Genomic DNA, 20,426 nt, shown 5'->3' with positions numbered 1-20,426 from the left:
GCGGAGCGACCTCGATGCAGGCAGTGGATTTCAATTCAGACATGGGCGAAGGCTTCGGCCCCTGGACCATTGGCGACGGCGTTGACGCGGAACTGATGGCCTACATCAGCTCGGCCAATATCGCCACCGGCTTCCATGCCGGCGACCCCGGCACCATGCGTCGCACCGTCGCGCGCGCCAAGCAACTGGGGGTGGCTATTGGTGCGCACCCCGGCTTTCGTGACCTGGTGGGCTTCGGCCGTCGGCATATCCAGGCGCCGGCCCAGGAGCTGGTCGACGACATGCTCTACCAACTGGGCGCCCTGCGTGAAATCGCCCGTGCCCAGAGTGTGACGCTGCAACATATCAAGCCGCACGGCGCGCTCTACATGCACCTGGCCCGCGACGAAGAAGCCGCGCGGCTGCTGGTACAAAACCTGCAAATCATCGAGCCAACGTTGCTGCTGTATTGCATGCCCAATTCGGTGATCTGGCGCGTGGCCAAGGAGCTGGGGCAGCCGGTGGTGCGCGAGTTTTATGCCGACCGTGAGTACGACCTCACGGGCTCCATTGTGTTTACCCGCCACGTACGTGCGCTGGACCCGGCCACTGTCGCAGCCCGCGTCCTGCGTGCGTGTCAGACGGGGCTGGTGCGGACCGTAGAAGGCGAAGACCTGTTTATTGAGTTCGACTCCATCTGCCTGCACAGCGACACCCCCGGCGCCCTGGAACTGGTGGAAGCCACCCGTGAAGCGTTGGACCAGGCTGGCATAGCGGTAGTGAACGGGCTTGCTGTGGTGAACAGGCTTGAGGTATGAGCAGGCTGGGTGTGGCAGTTGGCTTGGTGTGTGAACGGGCTTGATGTGGCGAGCGGGCTTGCCCTAATGCCGTTCAGTTAAGGCTTTTTTGTAGGAGCGAGCTTGCTCGCGAAAAACTCACAGGCGCCGCGTTCATTCAGGAAACACGCGTTATCGTTGACGTTTTTCGCGAGCAAGCTCGCTCCTACAGAAGGCGATGTACGCTTAACTGAACGGCATTAGGGCTTGCCCCGCGTTGGGGCGCGTAGCGGCCCTGAGATCAGACGGCCGAGTTTTACCTGACACTGCACAGTGTCTTTGGATTGGGGCCGCTACGCAGCCCAACGCGGGGCAAGCCCGCTCGCCACAACTGACTCGCTCACACACCAAGCCCGCTCGCCACAGATCATTTTTTTTTGCCTGCCTTTCTACAATGATTCCAAGAGGAACAGACATGGCTGAAACATCCCCAATCCGCTACAGCTTCGGCGCGGATGAACACCTGTTTGCCGAGGTCAGCGACAGCATGTCCCTGGAGGCTTTTTTCAAGGGCATGGCCGTGACCCGCGCCGTGGAGCGCCTGGCCCTGGATGGCGTGCTGGATGTATGCCTGGCCAATGCCTCGTTCCAGATTCGCTTCGACCCCGACCGCATCGCGCCCCATGTGCTGCTCGACGCGGTGCAAAGCGCCGAAGCCCAGGCGGTGGCCGAACGCACCTTGCACACGCGCATCATCGAAATCCCGGTGCTGTACAACGACCCCTGGACCCATGAAACCCTGATGCGTTTTCGCGATCGCCACCAGGACCCCAGCGGCACCGACCTGGAGTACGCCGCGCGCATCAATGGCCTGGCGGATGTCGACGCATTTATCGCCGCCCACAGTGGCGCGCCGTGGTTTGTGTCGATGGTCGGCTTTGTCGCGGGCTTGCCGTTCATGTTCCAGATGGTCGAGCGCGCGCGGCAATTGCAGGTGCCCAAGTACCTGCGCCCGCGTACCGACACGCCAAAACTGACCCTTGGCCACGGTGGCTGTTTCGGTTGCATCTACTCGGTGCGCGGCGCCGGCGGTTATCAGATGTTCGGCGTAACCCCGGCGCCGATCTACGACCCGGCGCAGCAGTTGGCTTACCTTCAGGAACACATGGTGTTCTTCCGCCCCGGCGATATCGTGCAGTTCAAACCCATCGACCGCACGGCCTACGACCTGGCCGTCGCCGAGGTGGACGCTGGGCGTTTCGACCTGCGCATCCGCCCGGTGGAGTTTTCTCTCGATGCGTTTCTCGCCGACCCCATCGGCTACCCGAAAACCCTGCAGGAGGCGCTGGCATGATCAAGGTCCTCAAACCCGGCCTGGCCACCTCCGTACAGGACCTGGGCCGTGAAGGTTATTACCACCTGGGCATCCCGCCGTCGGGCGCGCTGGACCAGTACGCGTTGAGCGCGGCCAACCACTTGGTGGGCAATCCGGTCGGCGCGGCGGGGCTGGAATGCACGTTGATCGGCCCCGAACTGGCGTTTCAACAGGACGCGCTGGTGGCCATCAGCGGCGCCCTGATGTCGCCACGCCTGGACGGCGAAGTGGTGCATCAGGACACCGCCTTCCTTGTACGCGCGGGGCAGGTGTTGCGCTTTGAATTTCCGAAGGCGGGCGCCCGGGCCTACCTGGCGGTCGCCGGGGGGATCGACGTGCCGGTGGTGCTCGGCAGCCGTTCCACTTACACCCTTGGTGCGCTGGGTGGGTTTCACGGGCGGCGCTTGCAGGCAGGCGATGAATTGCCCATCGGCCCAGCCAGCGGACAGGGGCGGGCGGGCAACAGTTTGCCGATGGCGTTGCGTCGTTCGGTCGGTGGCGATGTGACCTTGCGCGTGGTGCCGGGGCTGTATTACGAACGCCTCAGCGATGGGGCAAAAAGCAGCTTTTTTGCCGAACCGTGGACGGTGGGTTCCGAAGCGGACCGCATCGGCTATCGCTTCAAGGGCGGCAGTGCCTTGAGCTTCCAGCCACGGGAGCAGCCGTTCGGGGCCGGGTCTGACCCGTCGAATATCGTCGACAGTTGCTACCCCATTGGCTCGATCCAGGTACCGGCCGGTCTGGAGCCGATTGTGCTGCACCGCGATGCGGTATCCGGCGGTGGTTACGCGATGATCGGCACGGTGATCAGTGCCGACCTGGACCTGATCGGGCAGATGCAGCCGAACCAGCGGGCGGGGTTTGTGGCGGTGACCTTGGAAGAGGCGCTGGAGGCGCGGCGGGTGTACAAGAAACGGCTGAATGCGATGGCCGGGCTCTTCAACAACTGACACAGCACACGTCCAAATGTGGGAGGGAGCACGTCGAATCGTCGCACCGCCCCTCCCACATTGTGCATCGATGGTGTGTCAGAAGAGTTTGGTGAACAGCCAGTACAGGCTACCGGATAGCACAATCGCCGCGGGCAACGTCAACACCCAGGCCATCAGCAAATTGCGGATGGTCTTCATCTGCAAACCGCCGCCATTGGCCACCATGGTCCCCGCCACACCGGACGACAACACATGGGTGGTCGACACCGGCAACCCGAACATATCCGCGGCGCCGATGGTCAGCATCGCCACGGTCTCGGCCGAGGCGCCCTGGGCGTATGTCAGGTGGGTCTTGCCGATTTTCTCACCCACGGTCACCACGATGCGCTTCCAGCCGACCATGGTCCCAAGCCCCAGGGCGATGGCCACGGCGATCTTCACCCACAGCGGAATAAACCGGGTGGAATTGTCGATCTGTTGCTTGAACAGTTGCAGCTTGCCCTGGGTATCGGCGTCGAAATGGCCGACCTTGTCCTTGTCCATCAGGCGAATGGTTTCACTGCTCAGGTACATGTCGTTACGCACGTTGCCGACGGCTTCGGCGGGGACTTTGGCCAGGGAGCCGTAGCCTTTGACTTCATCGCCGATCTGGCCGGCGAGGGCGGCGAGGGCCGGGATCAGCTCGGGCGTGGCCTGCTTGGTAGTCACATAGGTCGACAGGATCGGCCGCGGGTCGCCGGCCAGCGCCTGCGGCGCGCTTTTCATCAGCGCCACTTGGGTCACTTCGGCCACCGCCGCAAATTGCAACGACTGTTCGGCGGGCATGGTGCGGTTCAGCGCATAGGCCATCGGCAAGGTGCCAACCAGGATCAGCATGATCAGGCCCATGCCTTTTTGCCCATCGTTGGAGCCGTGGGCGAACGACACACCGGTGCAGGTGACGATCAGCATGCTGCGAATCCACCAGGGCGGCGGGGTGTCGCCTTTGGGCGCCTTGTACAGTGCACGGTTTTTCACGAAGACACGCAGGGCCAGCAGCAAGAGTGCGGCAAAGACGAAGCCGATCAACGGCGAGAGCAGCAGTGCATAACCGATCTTGATCGCCTGGCTCCAATCCACGCCGCTGGTGCCGTCACGCCCGTGCATCAGGGCGTTGGCCACGCCGACACCGATGATCGAGCCGATCAGGGTGTGGGATGAAGACGCCGGCAACCCCAGCCACCAGGTGCCGAGGTTCCACAGGATCGCCGCGATCAGCAGGGCGAAGATCATCGCGAAACCGGCCGAGGAACCCACCTGCAAAATCAGCTCGACCGGCAGCAGGGCAATGATGCCGAACGCCACCGCGCCGCTGGAGAGCAGCACGCCGAGGAAGTTGAAAAAGCCCGACCACACCACCGCAAATTGCGGCGGCAGCGAGTTGGTGTAGATCACCGTGGCCACGGCGTTGGCGGTGTCGTGGAAACCGTTGACGAACTCGAAACCCAGGGCGATCAACAGTGCCACGCCCAACAGCAGAAACGGGGTCCAGGTGGTAACGACGGTGCCCAGTTCGTGCATGTCGCGCATCAGGCTGTAGGCGGTGAACAACAGGCCCATGGCGAGCACGGCAAAGAAAATGATCACCGTCAGCAGGCCGGGTTTCTTGTCGAGCCGGGGTTGGGTATCAATCGATGACGTATGCGTGGAGGCAGTCAGGGAAGGGGTGGCCATGCCGGAGCATCCAGTGTTGTGAGGATGTCGTGCATGTTCGTTGCAGAATGTTACAGCGATGCTGCCGCAGGTCATTGTTTAGGTAATCGGGTGTGCCGCTGGTCTATAAAACGCTGGGGAGCCAATGTGGGAGGGATGGGTACCTACGCACCTTTTCAGCCCCTGACAAATCGCCCTGTGGCGAGCGGGCTTGCCCCGCGTTGGGCTGCGAAGCAGCCCCAAAACCAGCCGCCACGGAGTGGCTGATACACCGCGTTCTTCTCGACTGTGGCAGCTACGCAGCCCAACGCGGGACAAGCCCTAATGCCGTTCAGTTAAGGCTTTTTTGTAGGAGCGAGCTTGCTCGCGAAGAACTCACAGGCGCCGCGTTCACTCAGGAAACACGCGTTATCGTTGACGTTTTTCGCGAGCAAGCTCGCTCCTACAGAAGGCGATGTACGCTTAACTGAACGGCATTAGGACAAGCCCGCTCGCCACAACAGCCCTAGATGCCGGGCGTTCAGCGTGATTGATAGCATTTCAGTTTGAAAATTTGCGGAACGCCCAGCGCCCGGCGATCAGCGTGAAGGTCGCGACCAGCGCCACCAGGATCCAGAAGCCCTCCGGGTCCTGGGAAAGCGGCACGCCGCCGACGTTCATGCCGAAAAAACCGGCAATGATATTGATCGGTAACGCCAGCACGGTCACCACGGTCAGGGTGAACAGCGTGCGGTTGCTTTGTTCGTTGAGGTTGGCGGCGATCTCTTCCTGCAACAGCTTGATCCGCTCACCCAGGGCCGTCAGGTCGTTGATGATCAGCGCGAACTCCTCGGTGGACTTGCGCAGCTCCTTCACGTCTTCCTTTTGCAGCCACTGCGGTGGGCGGTTGAGCAGGCGCAATAACGAGCCGGGCTCCAGCGCCAGCAAGCGTTGCAGGCGCACCAGCACCCGGCGTGCGGCCCCCAGTTCGGCGCGGTTGGTGGACAGGCGCGAGGACAGTAGCTGATCTTCGATATGGTCGACGCTGATGCTGGTCTTGCGCACGATCTGCGTCAGCACTTCGCCCTGGTCGCGCAGCAGGTGTACCAGCAGCTCCGAGGGCGAGCGAAAGCGTTCGCCGGCCTTCACCGAAGAACGCAGTTTATCCACCGAGTGCAGGGGTTGCAGACGTGCGCTGATCAACAGCCGGCTGCGGGCGCACACCCACAGTGTGGAAATATCCGACGAGACCATGCTGCTGAAGTTGAACACCACGTCGTTGACCACCGCCAGCAAGGCCGAGTCGACGTGCTCGATACGGGTGGAGCGCGAGCCTTCGTGCAAGGCTTCGAAGAACTCTTCCGGTAAATCCAGATGCGCCTGCATCCAGCGCTCGCACGCGGCGTGGGCCAGGTTCAGGTGCAGCCAGAGGAATTCTTCCGGGTCGCCCGGTTGCTGTAATGCTTGCAAGGCCGTGGCTGAATCAATCTGCTCACCCTTTTCACCGGGGCGAAAACGAAAACCGTAAAGCAAGCCAAACAGATCAGGATCCTGGTGGCTGTGGTCGATGCTGTGGTTCATGGCGGCTCGCAAAGAAAGCGCCTGTAGGACGTTTCACAGGTTCGCGTGGGCGAATCATTGCAAGGATATTTGACAGTTTTGTGACCGTTTGAAGGGGGCGAGCATAATTAAGACACTTTTTTGACCATCGGTCCGATAGGCTCAAGAAGCGTCTAGGACAGCCGATCCAGCACATAAGCACCCTACGCCCAGGCGTGCCTTTTATGACAGGGAAGTTGAGGCGTGCATGCACCCTATTTTCTTTGTATCGAGAATTCCCCCCAATGAATCTTTTGCGAACTTCCTTGAGAGCACAAATCCTGTCGTTGCTCGGTGGCAGCCTGTTGGCGATGCTTTTGATTGCCCTGGCCTGTTTCAACTTCCTCTCCAGCGGGGTACAGAGCTATCGCAGTTTGCTTGAAGGGCCGTTGCTGACCTCACAGTTGATCGATGAAGCCAACCTGCAATTCAAGGTGCAGGTGCAGGAATGGAAAAACGTGCTGTTGCGCGGCAAGCAGCCTCAGGAGTTGGAGAAGTACTGGAGCCAATTCCAGGACCGGCAGCACGATGTCCAAGGCATTCTGACGCGGCTGGTGACCCAGACCAACAGCGACCCGGCCCTTAGCCGGCGTATTGAAACCCTGCGTCAGGAACACCAGCAACTCGGCGTCGCCTATCAGAAGGGCCGTGATGCCTATGTGGCCGCGGGTGCCGACCCGGTCGCCGGTGATACGGCGGTCAAGGGCGTGGACCGCTCCGCCAGTGAGCAGATGAGCGCCCTGGTCAGCGACCTGCGGGCCCAAGGCACCCAGCAATCCCAGGCCATCAGCGCCTATGCCGAACGCACGGTACTGGTGGGCCTGGCGATCATGCTGCTGTCCGGTGTACTGATTGGTTTGTTCAGCCTGTGGTTGATCAACCGCAACCTGATCCTGCCGATCCGTGGCCTGATCGACTACGTGACCCAACTGAGCCATGGTCGATTTGCCGAGCGCGTCGCCAGCCGCCGTCAAGACGAACTGGGGCACCTGGCCGCTGCTGCGAATACCTTGCGCGACTTTTTGGCCGAAACCTTCAGCCGCCTGCAACGCAGTGCCACCGATCTGGTCAACGCCAGCGGCGAGTTGAACTCGATCGCCGGGCAGATGGCGACCGGCACCCATGAACAATTCAATCGCACCGACCAGGTGGCCACGGCCATGACCGAAATGTCGGCCACCGCGCAGGAAGTGGCGCGCCACGCCGCCAGTGCTTCGCGCGCGGCCGATGAGGCCGACCATTCAGCCCGCGAGGGCGGCGAAGTGATGAAAGTCACCATCGCCACCATCGGCCAGATGCGCGATGAAATCCTCAACACCGGTACGATCATTCGCCGCCTGGAAACCGACAGTGTGCGCATCGGCAAAGTGCTGGAAGTGATTCGCGGGATCGCTGAGCAGACCAACCTGCTGGCGCTTAACGCGGCGATTGAAGCGGCACGGGCGGGCGAGGCGGGGCGTGGGTTTGCGGTGGTGGCTGATGAAGTGCGCAGCCTGGCGCAACGCACGGCGGCGTCGATCATCGAGATCAACCAGATTATCCAGGCCGTGCAAACCGGTGCGGTGGATGCGGCCGAGGCGATTGTCACGGGCCAGTCGTGCAGTGATGACAGCGTGGAAAAAGTCACCCAGGCCGGCGCGATGCTCGCTCACATCACCCAGGCGGTGGAAGCGATTCGCGACATGAACCGTCAGATTGCCACGGCGGCCGAGGAACAGACGTCGGTGGCCGAAGACATTTCGCGCAATATCACCCAGATCACCACCGTGGCCACGACCAACCTCGACAACGTGAAGCGCACCGAAGCGGCGAGCCACAACTTGCGCGGCTTGTCCGGCGAGTTGAACGAGGTGACGGCGCGCCTGAGCGCCTGATCAGGCTGAAACGGCCTTGCGCCCTCTGCGCGCTGAGCGGCTCCGGGCCGTCATGGTTGCGGCGATGAAGGGCAGTGACCAGCAGGTAGATGGATGAACGCCCATAAAAAAACCGCGCCACCTAAAGGTGGCGCGGTTTTTTCAAGGGTTGACTCAAGTGTCGAGTTTGTCTTCCAACACGGCGCCGGTCTTGGCGTCGAGTTTCACTTCGAACTTCTTGCCGGCGGTGTCGGTCAGGTCGACTTCGTAGACCAGTACACCGCTTTTGTTGTGGTCCAGCTCGGTGTCGGTGATGCTGGCACCTGCGTGCTTGGCCAGCGCGGCGGCATTGAGTTGCTCGAAAGGCTTCACGGCACCGGACTTGAGCAGGCCTTCAATGTGATCCGGGCGAACATCCGCCTGGGCCAGGCCGGCGGTCAGGGTCAGGGCAGTGGCGGCGAACAGGGCAGTCAGGGTTTTCATCGTGTGTGTCCTTCTTTGTTGAGCTGTTTAAGTGGCGCCAGATTAACCAGCGCAACTTAACTCATCCTTAATGGCAAACTGACTCACTCAGTACTTATAGTCGTTCAGCAGGTCCTGCACGCTGGACGACGGCCAGCGCTTGTAGAACTTCAGCAGTTCGGCTGCGCGGTTGGTGAAGATGCCATCGACACCGGCTTTCATCACTTTCTCGAAGTCCACGGGCTCATCCACGGTGTAGACGTGCACCAGCAGGCCCTTGTCGTGGGTCAGCTTGTTCATTTCAGGCTTGACCAGGTCGGTGTAACTCTGGTCGCCGTGGGCCGTCAGTTCGGCCGAAGGGCCCGTGCCGATGGCGCCCAGGCTCTTGGCTTCGTCGACCCACTTTTCGAACTCGGCAAAGTCTTTCGGCTCTTGCTTGGCGTAGTAGGCCGCCTTGGTCGGCTCGCCGGATTCGGCGAAGGTGACTTTGGACTTAGGCTCGATGCTGCCTTCACCCACCCACAACAGCAGGATCTTCGGGGTGTTCGGCATTTCTTTCTGCAGCTCTTTGAGGCTGGCGGTCTCGAACGTTTGCAACACCACGCGGCCCTTGCCTTGGCCGACGCCGGTGTTGCTCTTGCCCAGCTTGGAGCCGGCGGAGCTCAGCCAGCCTTTGTCCAGCAGCTTGTTCTTCAGGTCGGCTTCGATACCGGGGAATTGCTTGGGCTCCTTGGTCTCGATGTACAGGCCGGGTTTGTGCTGCGGGTTGCCTTCGGCGATCTTGATGATGTCGTCCAGGCTCTGGATTTTCAGGCCGACGAAGCCGGGACGGGCGCGATCCGGGTAGGCGGCATTGAACCAGCTGCCGGCGTCGAGGGTTTGCAGTTCTTTCCAGGTGAACTCGTTGGCCGGGGCGTCCTTGCGCTCGGGAAATTTGGTGGCCACGTCGGTGGTGCGTTGCAGGTTGTTGTCGTGCAAGGCGAACAGCACGCCGTCCTTGCTGCGCTGCAGGTCCATTTCCAGGTAGTCGGCGCCCAGGTCTCGCGCCACCTTGTAGGCCGCGGCGGTGGATTCAGGGGCGTCGTAGGAGGCGCCACGGTGGGCGATCACGGCAGGGTGGGGAATGCCTTCGTTAGTTGCCAATTCAGCCGGGCTGATCGGGTCGGCAGCCTGTACAGGGGCCACGCCGAGCATCAGGGCGAGCAGCACGCCCCCTAGGGTGGCGGGCGCCGGGCCGTTGGTAAACGTGACAGGCATATGCGAAATCCTTTCGTGGAGGTAGCTTTGAGAAGGCCTCCTTTTTAACAATTGATTGCGAACGGCGCTATCACCAAACCGACATTAACGTGCGCACGCGCCAATTTTCTCGGTTTTTTTGCGATACATTGCAGTACTCTTGCTGCGAACTGCCCCGTTAGAGGGCAGTCCTTTCTGCCACGCGTGTAAACCATCTTTCCAGTCCCTGTGGGACTTTTCAGTGAGGTTTACCATGCGCATCACCTCCGAGCTTATCTGCCAGGCTGCCGATCAACTCCGCGGATTTGTCGGCCTGAACCGCAAGACCGGCCAATACATCGTACGTTTCAGCGAAGACTCCTTCGGCATGGACGTGGCCGATGACGGCATCATTCCTACCGCGGAATTCGTCTGGTTGCCGGCCCCTGAGCAGACCATGACGCTGTCGCGCGAACGTATCCAGTTGCTGTTGGACCAGAATATCGACGACCGCATCAACATCAGCGAACCGCTGCGTGTGTATATGCGGCGCGTGGAGATTCCGCAGATCAGCGCATTACGCAGCCTGGTGAGCTAGACGGCATAAGCGGTAAGCGAGCTTGTTGTGGCAAGCCCGCTCGCCACAGTAGGCCCTCCACACCACAAAAGGCCCCGATTGCCACAACAAGCCTGCCCCACAGAGAACCAGGCGATACGAAGGTTACTGGCCCTGGAATGCGTAGGCCCGTTCCACCTTGCACACCCTTGTCTGAAACGCCGAGTACCAGGTGGCGCGTCCTTGTTCACGCACTGCCCGGTGCTCGGCCTGCTGCTTCCAGGCGAGGATGTCGGCCTCGCTGCGCCAGTACGACACGGTGATCCCCAGGCCATCCTCCCGGGCCGATTCCACCCCGAGAAAACCCGGTTGCTCGCGCGCCAGTTGCAGCATGCGGGCGGCGGCTTCGCCGTAACCGTGATCACCATCGGTGCGCAGTGAGCTGAAAATCACGGCGTAATAAGGTGGGGCGGGGGTGTTGGCGATCATGCCGAGACCTCCTGGCAAGCCTTCAGCAGCGCAATCGCCAAGGGCGGCGTGATGCCCTTGAGCGCCGCGCGTTCCGGCTGGAACAGGGTGGCGACGAAGAACGGATGATCCAGCAACTCGACCGCGCGCAGGTCGCCCGCCGAATCATGCCCGCTGGCAATCAAGTTGCCTTCCAGCAGCGCGTCGGCGAACTCGGGGTTGATGCCGTAGCGGCAGCGATAGCCTTCCTCGATATCGAGGCTGTCGTAGGCTTGGGCGATGCGCGTGTAGGGCGCCAGGCGCACCGTGTCAGAGGCCTCGACCAGAGCGCAACTCAGTGGCGTGATCACTGCGCGCCGGGCCTTCGGCGCCAGTTCACCGTGTTCGGCGTCGGCCCAGTCCAGCACGTTGCGGGCGTATTCCAGCACTGCGTGTTGAAAACCGCCGCAGGTACCGAGGAACGGCCGACGTTGCTCGCGGGCAAACCGGATCGCCCGTAGCGCACCGTCGGTGTCGCGGTAGGGGCTGGCAGGCACGCACCAGAAACCATCGAAACCCTGCAACGGTTGATGGGGGCCAAGGGTGTCCGTCTCCAGCCATTGCACGTGAACCTTCAGGCCCAATGTGTCGGCGGCTTGTTGCAAGGCGAGGGGAATCGCCTGGTGGGCGATAACGTCGGGGTTGTAATCGCCGATCAGGGCGAGGTGCAGGGCGGTGGTTTTCATCGGGTGCATCCCATGGCTTGTGGTGTCCTGAGGCGCACTATAGATTGGCGCTCACGCAATCAATATTGGCATTTCCCCATATGCTCAATGCAGCCACGCACTATCGACTCGACTACAACGACCTGTCGCTGATCCTTGCCTTGGTGCGCGGCGCCACGCTGGCGCGCGCGGCGGCGTTGCTGCGGGTGGATGTGTCGACGGTGTTCCGCGCAGTACGGCGCCTGGAGGCCGCGCTGGGCCAGACCTTGTTCGAGAAAAGCCGTGCCGGCTACTTGCCCACCAGCCTCGCCAGCCACCTGGCGCAGCAGGCCGAGCGCGCCGAACAGGCCCTGGAAGCGGCGCGGATTGGCGTGGAACAGGGCGGCGAGGTGATCAGCGGCACGGTGCGCCTGACCTGCACCGACTCAGTGCTGCAAGGCCTGTTGCTGCCGGCACTGGCGCAGTTCATGCCGGACTACCCGGCACTGACCCTGGAACTGAGCACCTCGAACGATTTCGCCAACCTCAGCCGCCGCGATGCCGACATCGCCCTGCGCTTGACCAAGACCCCGCCCGAACACCTGGTAGGACGCTGCCTTGGCAGCGTGACGTATCGGGTGTGTGCCAGCGCCGATTTTGCACGACGACATGCAGGACGTGACCTGGCCGACCTGGCCTGGATCGCACCGGATGACTTTTTGCCCGATCACCCCACCGTCGCCTGGCGCCGCGCGCACTTGCCAGGCGTGCGCCCCAGTTATCGCTGTAACAGCATGTTGTCGGTCACCGAGCTGGTGCGGGCGGGGTTGGGCGTGGCGGCGTTGCCGGACTTTCTGCTGGGTGGCGACCTGCAACCGCTGGGCCCTGTGCTGGCAGGGCACGACACGGCGCTATGGCTGCTCACGCGTCCCGATTGCCGGGCGTTGCGTTCGGTGGTGACGCTGTTTGATGAGCTGGGGAAGCACCTGCGGTTGCCGGGGCACTAGGTTTTCCGCACAAAGTGCTCATGCATTTCGCAGGTCAGGGTCTCGATACGCTCGGTCAGTTGCTTGGTCATTTCCGTCAGGCGGGTGTTCTGCTCCAGCAGTTCCAGCAGTTGCTTGGTGGTCCGCGCGGCCTCGGCCTGGCGCTCGGCGTTGGCCACGGCCAGCGCTTCCCGGTGCTGCGCGTCGGCGTCGGACTGGGCTTTATCGCGGGCGGCCTGGCGTGTCTGGGCCAGCAGGATGAGCGGCGCGGCATAGGCCGATTGCAGGCTGAACGCCAGGTTGAGCAGGATGAACGGGTATACGTCAAAGTGCGTGATGCCGCTGACGTTGAGCGCCACCCACAAGATCACGATCGCGGTTTGCGCGCCGAGGAAGGTCGGCGTGCCAAAGAAGCGCGCGAAGGCTTCGGCCTTCAGCGCAAAGGTGTCGTTGCCGAAGGTCGGCGCCAGGTGATCGTGGCGCCGGTGGAAACGTCGATGGTCGACGGGGGTGGTTTCAGGCTTATCTGGCGTCATGGTGGGCTCGGGTCATCAACGGTAAGACGGGCGTTCACTATAGTCCTGGCGACCTGTCTGACGTATGAATAACCCAGAGCCGATTCAGTGGGCGCTGCGTTCGTTGGCAAAAGCGCTCACTGCCTGTACCGCCTCACTGGTGCCTTCGCGAATTTGCAGGATCACCGTGCCGGCGCGGTTGGCCAACTCCACAGCCTGGGCGGCGCGGTCACGCGTGCCGTCCATGCTGTCGATAGCCTGGCGGGTCTCGTCCTGGATCATCGCGATCATGCTGGAGATCTCGGTCGTCGAGCCGCTGGTGCGCGCCGCCAATTGCCGTACTTCGTCGGCCACCACCGCGAAGCCACGGCCTTGTTCACCCGCCCGCGCCGCCTCGATTGCCGCATTGAGCGCCAGCAGGTTGGTCTGGTCAGCGATGCCTCGGATGGTGTTGACGATGGCGGTGATCTGCTGCGAACGCTGGCCCAGTTTGGCGATCAGTTGCGACGAGCCGTCAATGTCGGCGGCAATCTCACGCATGCCAGTGGCGGATTGCTGGATCACTTCGGCGCCTTTTTCCGCGATGTCCCGGGTGTTCAGGGAGATGTGGTACGCCTGGGCTGCACTGGCCGCGTCGGCGGCGTGCTGTTGCACCATGGCGGTGACGTCGGAGGCGAACTTCACCACTTTGCACAGGCGCCCACTGGCGTCGTGTACCGGGTTGTAGTTGGCTTCCAGCCAGACGGTCTGGCCGTTTTTATCGACGCGCTCAAACTGGCCGCTGAACAACTGGCCCTGGTTCAGGCGCTGCCAGAATTCACTGTAGGCCGAACTGTTGACCAACTCCGGTTTGCAGAACAGGCGGTGATGCTTGCCCTGGATCTGCGCCAGGCTGTAACCCATGCGGCGCAGGAAATTGTCGTTGGCGGTGATGATAGTGCCGTCGAGGTTGAACTCGATCACTGCCATGGAGCGGTCGATAGCGCCCAGTTTGGCATCCGCTTCGCTCTCGGCCTGCAGGCGCGGGGTGACATCCATCGCGTACTTCACCACCTTGATCACTTTGCCGGCGTCGTCGCGTACCGGGTTGTAGCTGGCTTCCAACCACACCGACTGGCCGGCGTTGCCCACCCGTTCAAAGGTGCCGGATTGGAATCGACCGTTGCGCAAGTCCGACCACAACTGGTTGTACTCGGCGCTGCGGACGTATGCCGGGGTGCAGAACAGGCGGTGGGGTTGGCCCTCGATCTGCTCGGCGCGATAGCCCAAGGTCTTGAGGAAGTTCTCGTTGGCTCGCAACACGGTGCCTTGCAGGTCGAATTCGATCACTGCCATGGAGCGCTCGATGGCGTTCAGCAGGCAGGCCTGTTGCGCGACGGTATGTTGCAGGAGGTCGATGGTTTTTTTATGCGCGTTGAATAGCATGTTCGGGTGCTCGGGTAAGCAAGCGTCTTGGGGTATCCATGAATATGCGCCTGCCTCCGTAGGGCGCTTCGCCTCACGGTTGACGTGCTCATTGTCAGCTTCCTTGTGCCGACAGCGGGGTGGAACAACCGGTTCAGAGTGATCAGCCTGACCAGAAGTTCGACCCAGGGCAGGACCTTTTTTGGGTTAGCGGACGGGTGGCGGCATTGTGCTATCTATTCGGGAGTGTCGCAGCAGTCAGACGGGCTGCCGCATCAGGTCTTCAGGCGGAATGGGCGATCAAGTAATTGCTGACATTGACGCGATTGCGCCCGGTATCTTTGGCTGTGTACAGCGCTCGGTCCGCCGCATTCAGCCACATGGCGGCATCGGTGAAGAGCGGCTGGAAGTCCGCCAGGCCGATGCTCAGGCTGACGCGCAATTCGGGGATCAGCGGGTTCTGATAACGGCTGAAGGTTTCGCGCATGTGCTCCATGACCTTCGCGGCTTCGTTCAACGACATTTGTGGAAGAATCACACAGAACTCATCGCCACCGTAACGGCCGGCCAGGTCGTTTTCGCGCAGGTGGCGCCGCAGCTCCAGGCCCAATTGCCGCAACACGGCGTCGCCGATGATATGCCCGTGGGTGTCGTTGATCTGCTTGAAGTGATCGATATCGATCAGGGCGATGGTGGCGTGGCTTTGCTGCAACTGGCACTTATGGAACTTGAGGTGCAGCAGGTCTTTCCATGAACCGTGGTTGAGCAGGCCGGTCAGTTTGTCGGTGCGGCTCAAGGCACTGAGGGCACGTTTGTGTTCCGCCAGTTTGATCGCCAGTTGATAACAGACCATGCCGATGGCCATGGGATAGAGGGTCAGCATCGGCAGGCAGGTGTAGACCTGCAGCAGGCTGACATCGGGGTTGAACCGGATGCCGAACAGCGCCCAGGCCACACACGCCCCCGCCACTTGTGCCAGCAGGCCGCGCAGGAACAGGCGTAGGCCTCCGGCCGCGACGTTGTTCATGGTCATCATCGACAGGATGGTCACGGCTGTCAGTGGCGTGAACTGTGTGGCCGCGGCCCAGAAGCCGCCCGATAGGGAGTCATACAGCAGGTTGCGCTGTTCGGCCTGGTAGGGGAATTGGGAGCGGGTCGACAGCTGATACGCCACATGGGCCCAGGCAAACCCATTGAACAGCAGGAACGCCCATACCCAGCCCGGCATCGCGAGTGGATACAGCGCGCCGATGACGCTGATGCAACCGATGCCCAGGCCGATGATCCTTGGCTTGTAGATTCGCTTGGCAAATGAAAGCCCCTTGCCTCGTCTGTTTTCCATAAATTCCTGGTTCAGCTGTTTTTCACTGATACGGCTGCGCACGTTTGCCCGATTAACCGTTGATCGGATAAGTCCGGTGAATATTGTCAGTTATTCCTGTGGGAATAATCAGTGTCCTTCCAAGCCATTTGTGGAGAGACCGTGCAGGAATCGTTGAAAAACGACCAGGGATGTCGCTTATGCAACAGTGGGGAGGGGCCAGTGCTTCAGCGCTGTGCAGTGATTTCGTAACCGGCCAGGAAAAGATCGATGGCCGACTCGATGACCCTGGCCTGGCTGGCTGCATCAAGGGTGGGTTGGCCCAGCGTGATCTGTGGCCAGAACGCGAAAGCCTTGAGCAGGCTCTGGATCTGGTGGGCGGCGAAGGCCGGGTCGCTGCAACTGAGTCGGCCGTCTTGCTGGGCGGCGCGCACCCACTGGGTAAAGCCTTCTTCGCGTTTGCTCAGGCGGTTGACCATGTCCTGGGCGCGTTCCGGTGAATGGATGGTAGCGGCGATGGCAACCCGGGCCAGGTCGAGAAAATTGGCGTCCGACATCATCTTCATCTTGGCTTCGAGCAACTCGCGCAATTGTTCGCGCAACGGACGGTCGCTGGCGTAGCTGACGTCGAGCTGGGCGACGCTACTGGCCCAGAGTTGGTGGAGAATTTCGGCGAACAACTCTTCCTTGCTGGGGAAATGGTTGTATACGGTGCGTTTGGAGACGCCGGCGGTGGCGGCGATCTTGTCCATGCTGGTGACCTCGAACCCGTTGACCCGAAACTCGGCGATGGCGGCGGCCACGATGGCTTCGCGTTTGCGGTCGGTGAGGCGCTGGGGGGCAGTCATGGGCAGTGATCGGCTCTAGGAGGAAAATTACACTCGGTAGTTTACTTGCTCCGGGTTTTGTTGCAATCTTGAAACTACACTGTGCAGTGTAACTTATGAGCGGTCTGTAGGAGTCACTCTGGAATGGCCACGATCTCAACCCGTCTCGACCCCGCGCCCGTCGCCCGCAAGCCTGCCGAACAGGCTCCGGGAAGCTTCAGCAACGGCGCCCCCGTGCAGCACGCCGGCTTTGCCAAAACCTTGGGTATTTTCTGGAAGATGCTCTTTCACAAGCCGCGCACCACGCGGCCAGTAGGGCAGATCCCGGTGCAACCGCTGACCCGCGAGCAACTGTCCGCCGCCCCCGACCACAGCGTATTTCGCCTGGGGCATTCCACGGTACTGCTGAAAATGCGCGGCAAGTTCTGGCTGACCGACCCGGTGTTCGCCGAGCGCGCGTCACCCTTCAGTTGGGCTGGTCCCAAGCGTTTCCATCAGCCTCCTATCACTCTTGAAGAACTGCCTGATTTGGAAGCGGTCATTCTTTCCCACAACCATTACGACCACCTGGACCGTAAGGCTGTCATCCAGTTGGCCGACAAGACCGCTGCCTTCCTGGCGCCGCTGGGCGTGGGCGATATCCTCGTCAAATGGGGCGTGGACGCGCGTAAAGTGCGGCAGCTCGATTGGTGGGAGGGCACGGAGGTCGGCGGCATTCATTTGGTCGCCACGCCTGCACAGCATTTTTCCGGGCGGGGCCTGTTTGATAGTAACCAGACGCTGTGGTGCTCTTGGGTGATGATCGACGGCGCGCGTCGGATCTTTTTCAGTGGCGACACCGGCTATTTCGACGGCTTCAAGCGCATCGGCGAACATTACGGCCCGTTCGACCTGACCCTGATGGAAACCGGTGCTTACAACGTCGACTGGCCCCATGTGCACATGCAACCCGAGCAAACCTTGCAGGCGCACATTGACCTCAAGGGCCGTTGGTTATTGCCGATTCACAACGGCACCTTCGACCTGGCGTTCCATGCCTGGCACGAACCCTTCGACCGCATCATGGCGCTGGCATGGGAGCGCAATGTGTCGATTACCACGCCGCCGATGGGCCAGGCGTTCAGTTTGAGCATGCCTGAACGCGGTCATGCGTGGTGGCTGGATGTCGAGACGCAAGCGGTTGAGGAACACGCCGTGGGCTGAACGTCGGCGCACTTGGAAAAAGGAATTTTCAGGGTGTTTCGAGGTTGCGACAAGCGCCGGACGACGGTGCGATGATCCCTGGGAATTTCATTTCTCGGGGCAGGTTCTGATGGAAGACAAGTGTAGGAAGTACTGGCGCCCATGCGTGCCATGCCCAACGGGGCAAGCGTTACCCTCGGGCGCGACCTGCCCGCCCTCCGTTCCTCCCACTGATGCACCGAGCGGCAGCGCGGGCGGCATCACGTTCGGTGCCGCTGCTCACACACCTGAGCCAGCGGGAACCGGCGTCCCCACTCCCCGGTTTGACGTGCCGGGCCCGCTGATGAAAACCGTACGCGACCCGGCGTTATCGCTCAGTGCGTTAAGTGGCGTCGACCCATCGGGGCCGGTGATGGTGGAAGTCCCCCTGGTACTGAACAACAGTGCTTTTACCCCGGCACCGGCATTGACCGGGTGGCGCATAGGGTATGCCGGGCGCTATGTACGGGGTGATGCATACGAACCCGCTGAACACAGCGCCTCCTTCGCTCGCGCCTTGGATAAGTTGCGCCAGGCGGGGGCGCAACTGGTGGCGCTGGACGCGGAGCAGGTGGACGACAGCCTTCAATTCAGCATGCACAACGAAATCGATCGACACGTGACGGAGAATCGCCTTGATGCCCTGGTGTCCGAGGGGCGAAGTGCCGCGTTTCATGCCGCGTGCAGAAGTGGCTACCCGGGGCTTTTCGAGCCGCTGGAAGAAGGCAACAGGCTTTGGTTTTATAGCGCCCACTGGATGCGTGATCACGTGAGGGCGTTGGCACAGAGCTACCGCCTGCTGTTACAGGAACCGGCCACCTTACAGCCCACACCTTGGGTGGAGTAATCGGACGAGACTGCAAGATTTACCCTGGGGGACGAAAGCACCGCCCTTTTTAGACTGGTACCGGGTTATCAATCGATAGCTCGCACGTTCCGTCCAATCGAGGGGAATTTATGTTCATACCTTCTTCGTCCGGGGGATGGGCTGCCGACCTTTACCGGGCATTTACACAGCCTGGGCAGGGATACAAGAGCGCCCATGAAATGTCAGCGGATATGGCCAAGCACTCAGGGGGCACTTCAGAGTCGTTGGTGAAGGATTCGTTGAAGCAGATCGCCAATATTGACCAGGGGCTCCAAGGGGGAAACGCGTTTTTAGAAATCAACCGCAACGCCAGGAATGAGGCGAAGGCGCTCGATCAGGAGCGTGCCAACGGCCAGGTGCGCAGTTATCTGCATGGCGTGCCCGTGGCACTCAAAGATGTGTTTGAAACCCAAGGCAATATGCAGACGAGTGCTGGCTCAAAAGCCCTGGTGGGCGCGCCGGCGACTAAAAATGCCAAGGTCGTGGACCAGCTGCTGAAAGCGGGCATGGTCATTGTGGGTAAAACCAACATGAGCGAATTGTCCAACTTTCGCTCCGAAGCGCCGGCAGATGGGTGGAGCTCCCGAGGTGGGCAGACGCTCAACCCTCATCGGCTTGGTGGCCCGGTGGCAGGGTCGAGTTCTGGCTCGGCGGTGGCGGTGGCCCAAGGGCATGTTCCGCTGGCGCTGGGGCTTGAGACCAATGGTTCGGTTATTGCTCCGGCCGCCTATAACGGTGTTTTCGGCATGAAAACCACTGCCGGCCTGGTCAGCACGGAGGGCGTCATGACCAGTACGCGCCTGGATTCGGTGGGCACTTTTACACGTAATGTGCGTGATGCGGCGGAGGCACTCAACGCCATGACTGAGACCACCGTGTACACCGAGGGCCTCACGCCAGATGCCTTGAAAGGCAAGCGCATTGGCTACACACCATTGCCTGAGCTGACGCCGGAGGAGGCCAAGGACCCCGCGAAGCGCGCGGATAGAAAACACTTCGAGGACGCGATTGAACGGCTCAAGTCCGAGGGCGCTACCCTGGTGCCAGTGGGGCCAATGGACGAAGGCATATCTGATGACAACTACCGGGACTACAACGAAGCGTTGTTTACCGACGTTAAAAAACAGCTCGAGGACTATTTGGCGGGAAGGCAAGGCCTGCCGGTCAAATCACTATCGGAGCTGATCGCATTCAATAAACGCAACGGGCTGCCGGGCGAGCCGGACCAGAACCTTCTGGAACTCATCAACACCCTGGAGGTGCCGCAGGAGGAGCTCGACAGCCTGTGGGAGGCCATTACTCCGATTTTCCAGCAAACGATTGATAACCCGTTGAAGGCACACAAGCTCGACGCCATCGTGTCGAATTTCCTGTCCCATAACTATTACTTCACTGCTGCCGCGGGCTACCCAGGCATTTCAGTCCCTAGCGGCATGGATGATGAAGGCATGCCTACGGCGCTGTATTTCTATGGTTCGGGCAACAGCGAGGCCACCTTACTGTCCGTAGCCCATGGCTATGAGCAGGTGTCGCAGGCGATCAGGGAGCCGGCTTTCACCCCCGGTACGCCTTTCTCTCCCGCACCGCCGATGACCGATGGCGGGGTTGAGATGACCGCCAACCACTGAACCTGACCCCCGCGTGATACAGGATGCATTGGGCGCTGCAATTGCAGGCCCGGTGCATTCAGCGTTCACGGTCGCCCGGCCACGGGA

Annotated in this window: 19 protein-coding genes; 9 read left to right on the top strand and 10 right to left on the bottom strand. The window is 61.3% G+C overall.

Features of this window, described 5'->3' with window-relative positions; translation table 11 throughout:
• Positions 1-14: 14 nt before the first annotated feature.
• The 3 genes from P2T68_RS28895 to P2T68_RS28885 all read left to right on the top strand — a co-directional run bounded on the left by P2T68_RS28895 (position 15) and on the right by P2T68_RS28885 (position 3,080).
• Positions 15-797, top strand: coding sequence for a 5-oxoprolinase subunit PxpA (locus P2T68_RS28895; protein ID WP_277378638.1), 783 nt, complete (start codon positions 15-17; stop codon positions 795-797).
• A gap of 433 nt (positions 798-1,230) precedes the next feature.
• On the top strand, positions 1,231-2,109 hold the full coding sequence (locus tag P2T68_RS28890) for an allophanate hydrolase subunit 1 (RefSeq protein WP_024077045.1): 879 nt from the start codon (positions 1,231-1,233) through the stop codon (positions 2,107-2,109).
• Complete coding sequence (locus tag P2T68_RS28885; RefSeq protein ID WP_277378637.1) at positions 2,106-3,080, top strand: biotin-dependent carboxyltransferase family protein; 975 nt, start codon at positions 2,106-2,108, stop codon at positions 3,078-3,080. The genes P2T68_RS28890 and P2T68_RS28885 overlap by 4 nt, the downstream gene beginning before the upstream one ends.
• A gap of 78 nt (positions 3,081-3,158) precedes the next feature.
• Here the strand turns inward: P2T68_RS28885 and P2T68_RS28880 are convergent, their stop codons facing one another.
• Together P2T68_RS28880 and P2T68_RS28875 are read right to left on the bottom strand one after the other, a co-directional pair.
• Entirely contained in the window at positions 3,159-4,775 is a 1,617-nt protein-coding gene (locus P2T68_RS28880; RefSeq protein WP_024077043.1) for an inorganic phosphate transporter, read from the bottom strand.
• A gap of 519 nt (positions 4,776-5,294) precedes the next feature.
• Complete coding sequence (locus P2T68_RS28875; RefSeq protein WP_024077042.1) at positions 5,295-6,314, bottom strand: transporter; 1,020 nt, start codon at positions 6,312-6,314, stop codon at positions 5,295-5,297.
• Between the two features lie 263 nt (positions 6,315-6,577).
• Here P2T68_RS28875 and P2T68_RS28870 point away from each other — a divergent pair, with 263 nt between their 5' ends.
• Complete coding sequence (locus tag P2T68_RS28870; protein WP_277378636.1) at positions 6,578-8,206, top strand: methyl-accepting chemotaxis protein; 1,629 nt, start codon at positions 6,578-6,580, stop codon at positions 8,204-8,206.
• A gap of 153 nt (positions 8,207-8,359) precedes the next feature.
• On the opposite strand, the gene P2T68_RS28865 is transcribed toward P2T68_RS28870, so the two are convergent.
• Positions 8,360-8,668, bottom strand: coding sequence for a PepSY domain-containing protein (locus P2T68_RS28865; RefSeq protein ID WP_024077040.1), 309 nt, complete (start codon positions 8,666-8,668; stop codon positions 8,360-8,362).
• An 87-nt stretch (positions 8,669-8,755) separates the two neighbouring features.
• The gene (locus P2T68_RS28860; RefSeq protein WP_150056157.1) at positions 8,756-9,904 is read right to left on the bottom strand and encodes a glycerophosphodiester phosphodiesterase family protein; all 1,149 of its coding nucleotides are present in this window, start codon (positions 9,902-9,904) and stop codon (positions 8,756-8,758) included.
• Positions 9,905-10,136: 232 nt separating this feature from the next.
• Between P2T68_RS28860 and P2T68_RS28855 the strand changes: the two genes are divergently transcribed.
• A complete protein-coding gene (locus P2T68_RS28855) occupies positions 10,137-10,460 on the top strand; it encodes a DUF2025 family protein (RefSeq protein ID WP_024077038.1) in 324 nt (107 codons plus the stop codon).
• A gap of 123 nt (positions 10,461-10,583) precedes the next feature.
• Here the strand turns inward: P2T68_RS28855 and P2T68_RS28850 are convergent, their stop codons facing one another.
• Together P2T68_RS28850 and P2T68_RS28845 are read right to left on the bottom strand one after the other, a co-directional pair.
• Complete coding sequence (locus P2T68_RS28850) at positions 10,584-10,907, bottom strand: antibiotic biosynthesis monooxygenase (protein WP_277378635.1); 324 nt, start codon at positions 10,905-10,907, stop codon at positions 10,584-10,586.
• The gene (locus tag P2T68_RS28845; RefSeq protein ID WP_041161004.1) at positions 10,904-11,611 is read right to left on the bottom strand and encodes a CTP synthase; all 708 of its coding nucleotides are present in this window, start codon (positions 11,609-11,611) and stop codon (positions 10,904-10,906) included. Before P2T68_RS28845 ends, P2T68_RS28850 begins: the two co-directional genes overlap by 4 nt.
• A gap of 80 nt (positions 11,612-11,691) precedes the next feature.
• Here P2T68_RS28845 and P2T68_RS28840 point away from each other — a divergent pair, with 80 nt between their 5' ends.
• Entirely contained in the window at positions 11,692-12,576 is an 885-nt protein-coding gene (locus P2T68_RS28840) for a LysR family transcriptional regulator (protein WP_277378634.1), read from the top strand.
• On the opposite strand, the gene P2T68_RS28835 is transcribed toward P2T68_RS28840, so the two are convergent.
• The 4 genes from P2T68_RS28835 to P2T68_RS28820 form a co-directional block, all read right to left on the bottom strand.
• Entirely contained in the window at positions 12,573-13,091 is a 519-nt protein-coding gene (locus P2T68_RS28835) for a DUF1003 domain-containing protein (RefSeq protein ID WP_024077034.1), read from the bottom strand. The genes P2T68_RS28840 and P2T68_RS28835 overlap by 4 nt on opposite strands.
• 84 nt (positions 13,092-13,175) lie before the next feature.
• Positions 13,176-14,495 carry a PAS domain-containing methyl-accepting chemotaxis protein gene (locus tag P2T68_RS28830; protein WP_277378633.1) on the bottom strand — a complete coding sequence of 440 codons (1,320 nt, stop codon included), beginning with the start codon at positions 14,493-14,495 and terminating at the stop codon, positions 13,176-13,178.
• Positions 14,496-14,757: 262 nt separating this feature from the next.
• On the bottom strand, positions 14,758-15,816 hold the full coding sequence (locus P2T68_RS28825) for a diguanylate cyclase (RefSeq protein WP_277378632.1): 1,059 nt from the start codon (positions 15,814-15,816) through the stop codon (positions 14,758-14,760).
• 206 nt (positions 15,817-16,022) lie between these two features.
• Positions 16,023-16,643 carry a TetR/AcrR family transcriptional regulator gene (locus P2T68_RS28820; RefSeq protein WP_024077031.1) on the bottom strand — a complete coding sequence of 207 codons (621 nt, stop codon included), beginning with the start codon at positions 16,641-16,643 and terminating at the stop codon, positions 16,023-16,025.
• A 123-nt stretch (positions 16,644-16,766) separates the two neighbouring features.
• Here P2T68_RS28820 and P2T68_RS28815 point away from each other — a divergent pair, with 123 nt between their 5' ends.
• The 3 genes from P2T68_RS28815 (at position 16,767) to P2T68_RS28805 (ending at position 20,339) form a co-directional block, all read left to right on the top strand.
• Entirely contained in the window at positions 16,767-17,825 is a 1,059-nt protein-coding gene (locus P2T68_RS28815) for an MBL fold metallo-hydrolase (protein WP_024077030.1), read from the top strand.
• Between the two features lie 322 nt (positions 17,826-18,147).
• Positions 18,148-18,690, top strand: coding sequence for a hypothetical protein (locus P2T68_RS28810; RefSeq protein WP_236645993.1), 543 nt, complete (start codon positions 18,148-18,150; stop codon positions 18,688-18,690).
• Between the two features lie 260 nt (positions 18,691-18,950).
• On the top strand, positions 18,951-20,339 hold the full coding sequence (locus P2T68_RS28805) for an amidase family protein (protein ID WP_277378631.1): 1,389 nt from the start codon (positions 18,951-18,953) through the stop codon (positions 20,337-20,339).
• Positions 20,340-20,426 lie beyond the last annotated feature (87 nt).

Source organism: Pseudomonas sp. G11, from assembly GCF_029457515.1.
In the GTDB taxonomy this organism is placed as follows: Bacteria; Pseudomonadota; Gammaproteobacteria; order Pseudomonadales; family Pseudomonadaceae; genus Aquipseudomonas; species Aquipseudomonas gorinensis.
Note: the sequence above shows the minus strand (reverse complement) of the source record. Positions and strands in the feature narration are given on the sequence as shown.

Bases quoted from the DNA above. Each gene is read 5' to 3' on its own strand.
- P2T68_RS28870 (WP_277378636.1), top strand. From the start codon at position 6,578: ATGAATCTTTTGCGAACTTCCTTGAGAGCACAAATCCTGTCGTTGCTC.
- P2T68_RS28810 (WP_236645993.1), top strand. From the start codon at position 18,148: ATGAAAACCGTACGCGACCCGGCGTTATCGCTCAGTGCGTTAAGTGGC.
- P2T68_RS28830 (WP_277378633.1), bottom strand. From the start codon at position 14,495: ATGCTATTCAACGCGCATAAAAAAACCATCGACCTCCTGCAACATACC.
- P2T68_RS28895 (WP_277378638.1), top strand. From the start codon at position 15: ATGCAGGCAGTGGATTTCAATTCAGACATGGGCGAAGGCTTCGGCCCC.
- P2T68_RS28850 (WP_277378635.1), bottom strand. From the start codon at position 10,907: ATGATCGCCAACACCCCCGCCCCACCTTATTACGCCGTGATTTTCAGC.
- P2T68_RS28885 (WP_277378637.1), top strand. From the start codon at position 2,106: ATGATCAAGGTCCTCAAACCCGGCCTGGCCACCTCCGTACAGGACCTG.
- P2T68_RS28835 (WP_024077034.1), bottom strand. From the start codon at position 13,091: ATGACGCCAGATAAGCCTGAAACCACCCCCGTCGACCATCGACGTTTC.
- P2T68_RS28875 (WP_024077042.1), bottom strand. From the start codon at position 6,314: ATGAACCACAGCATCGACCACAGCCACCAGGATCCTGATCTGTTTGGC.
- P2T68_RS28880 (WP_024077043.1), bottom strand. From the start codon at position 4,775: ATGGCCACCCCTTCCCTGACTGCCTCCACGCATACGTCATCGATTGAT.
- P2T68_RS28815 (WP_024077030.1), top strand. From the start codon at position 16,767: ATGGCCACGATCTCAACCCGTCTCGACCCCGCGCCCGTCGCCCGCAAG.
- P2T68_RS28825 (WP_277378632.1), bottom strand. From the start codon at position 15,816: ATGGAAAACAGACGAGGCAAGGGGCTTTCATTTGCCAAGCGAATCTAC.
- P2T68_RS28820 (WP_024077031.1), bottom strand. From the start codon at position 16,643: ATGACTGCCCCCCAGCGCCTCACCGACCGCAAACGCGAAGCCATCGTG.
- P2T68_RS28845 (WP_041161004.1), bottom strand. From the start codon at position 11,611: ATGAAAACCACCGCCCTGCACCTCGCCCTGATCGGCGATTACAACCCC.
- P2T68_RS28865 (WP_024077040.1), bottom strand. From the start codon at position 8,668: ATGAAAACCCTGACTGCCCTGTTCGCCGCCACTGCCCTGACCCTGACC.
- P2T68_RS28860 (WP_150056157.1), bottom strand. From the start codon at position 9,904: ATGCCTGTCACGTTTACCAACGGCCCGGCGCCCGCCACCCTAGGGGGC.
- P2T68_RS28840 (WP_277378634.1), top strand. From the start codon at position 11,692: ATGCTCAATGCAGCCACGCACTATCGACTCGACTACAACGACCTGTCG.
- P2T68_RS28855 (WP_024077038.1), top strand. From the start codon at position 10,137: ATGCGCATCACCTCCGAGCTTATCTGCCAGGCTGCCGATCAACTCCGC.
- P2T68_RS28890 (WP_024077045.1), top strand. From the start codon at position 1,231: ATGGCTGAAACATCCCCAATCCGCTACAGCTTCGGCGCGGATGAACAC.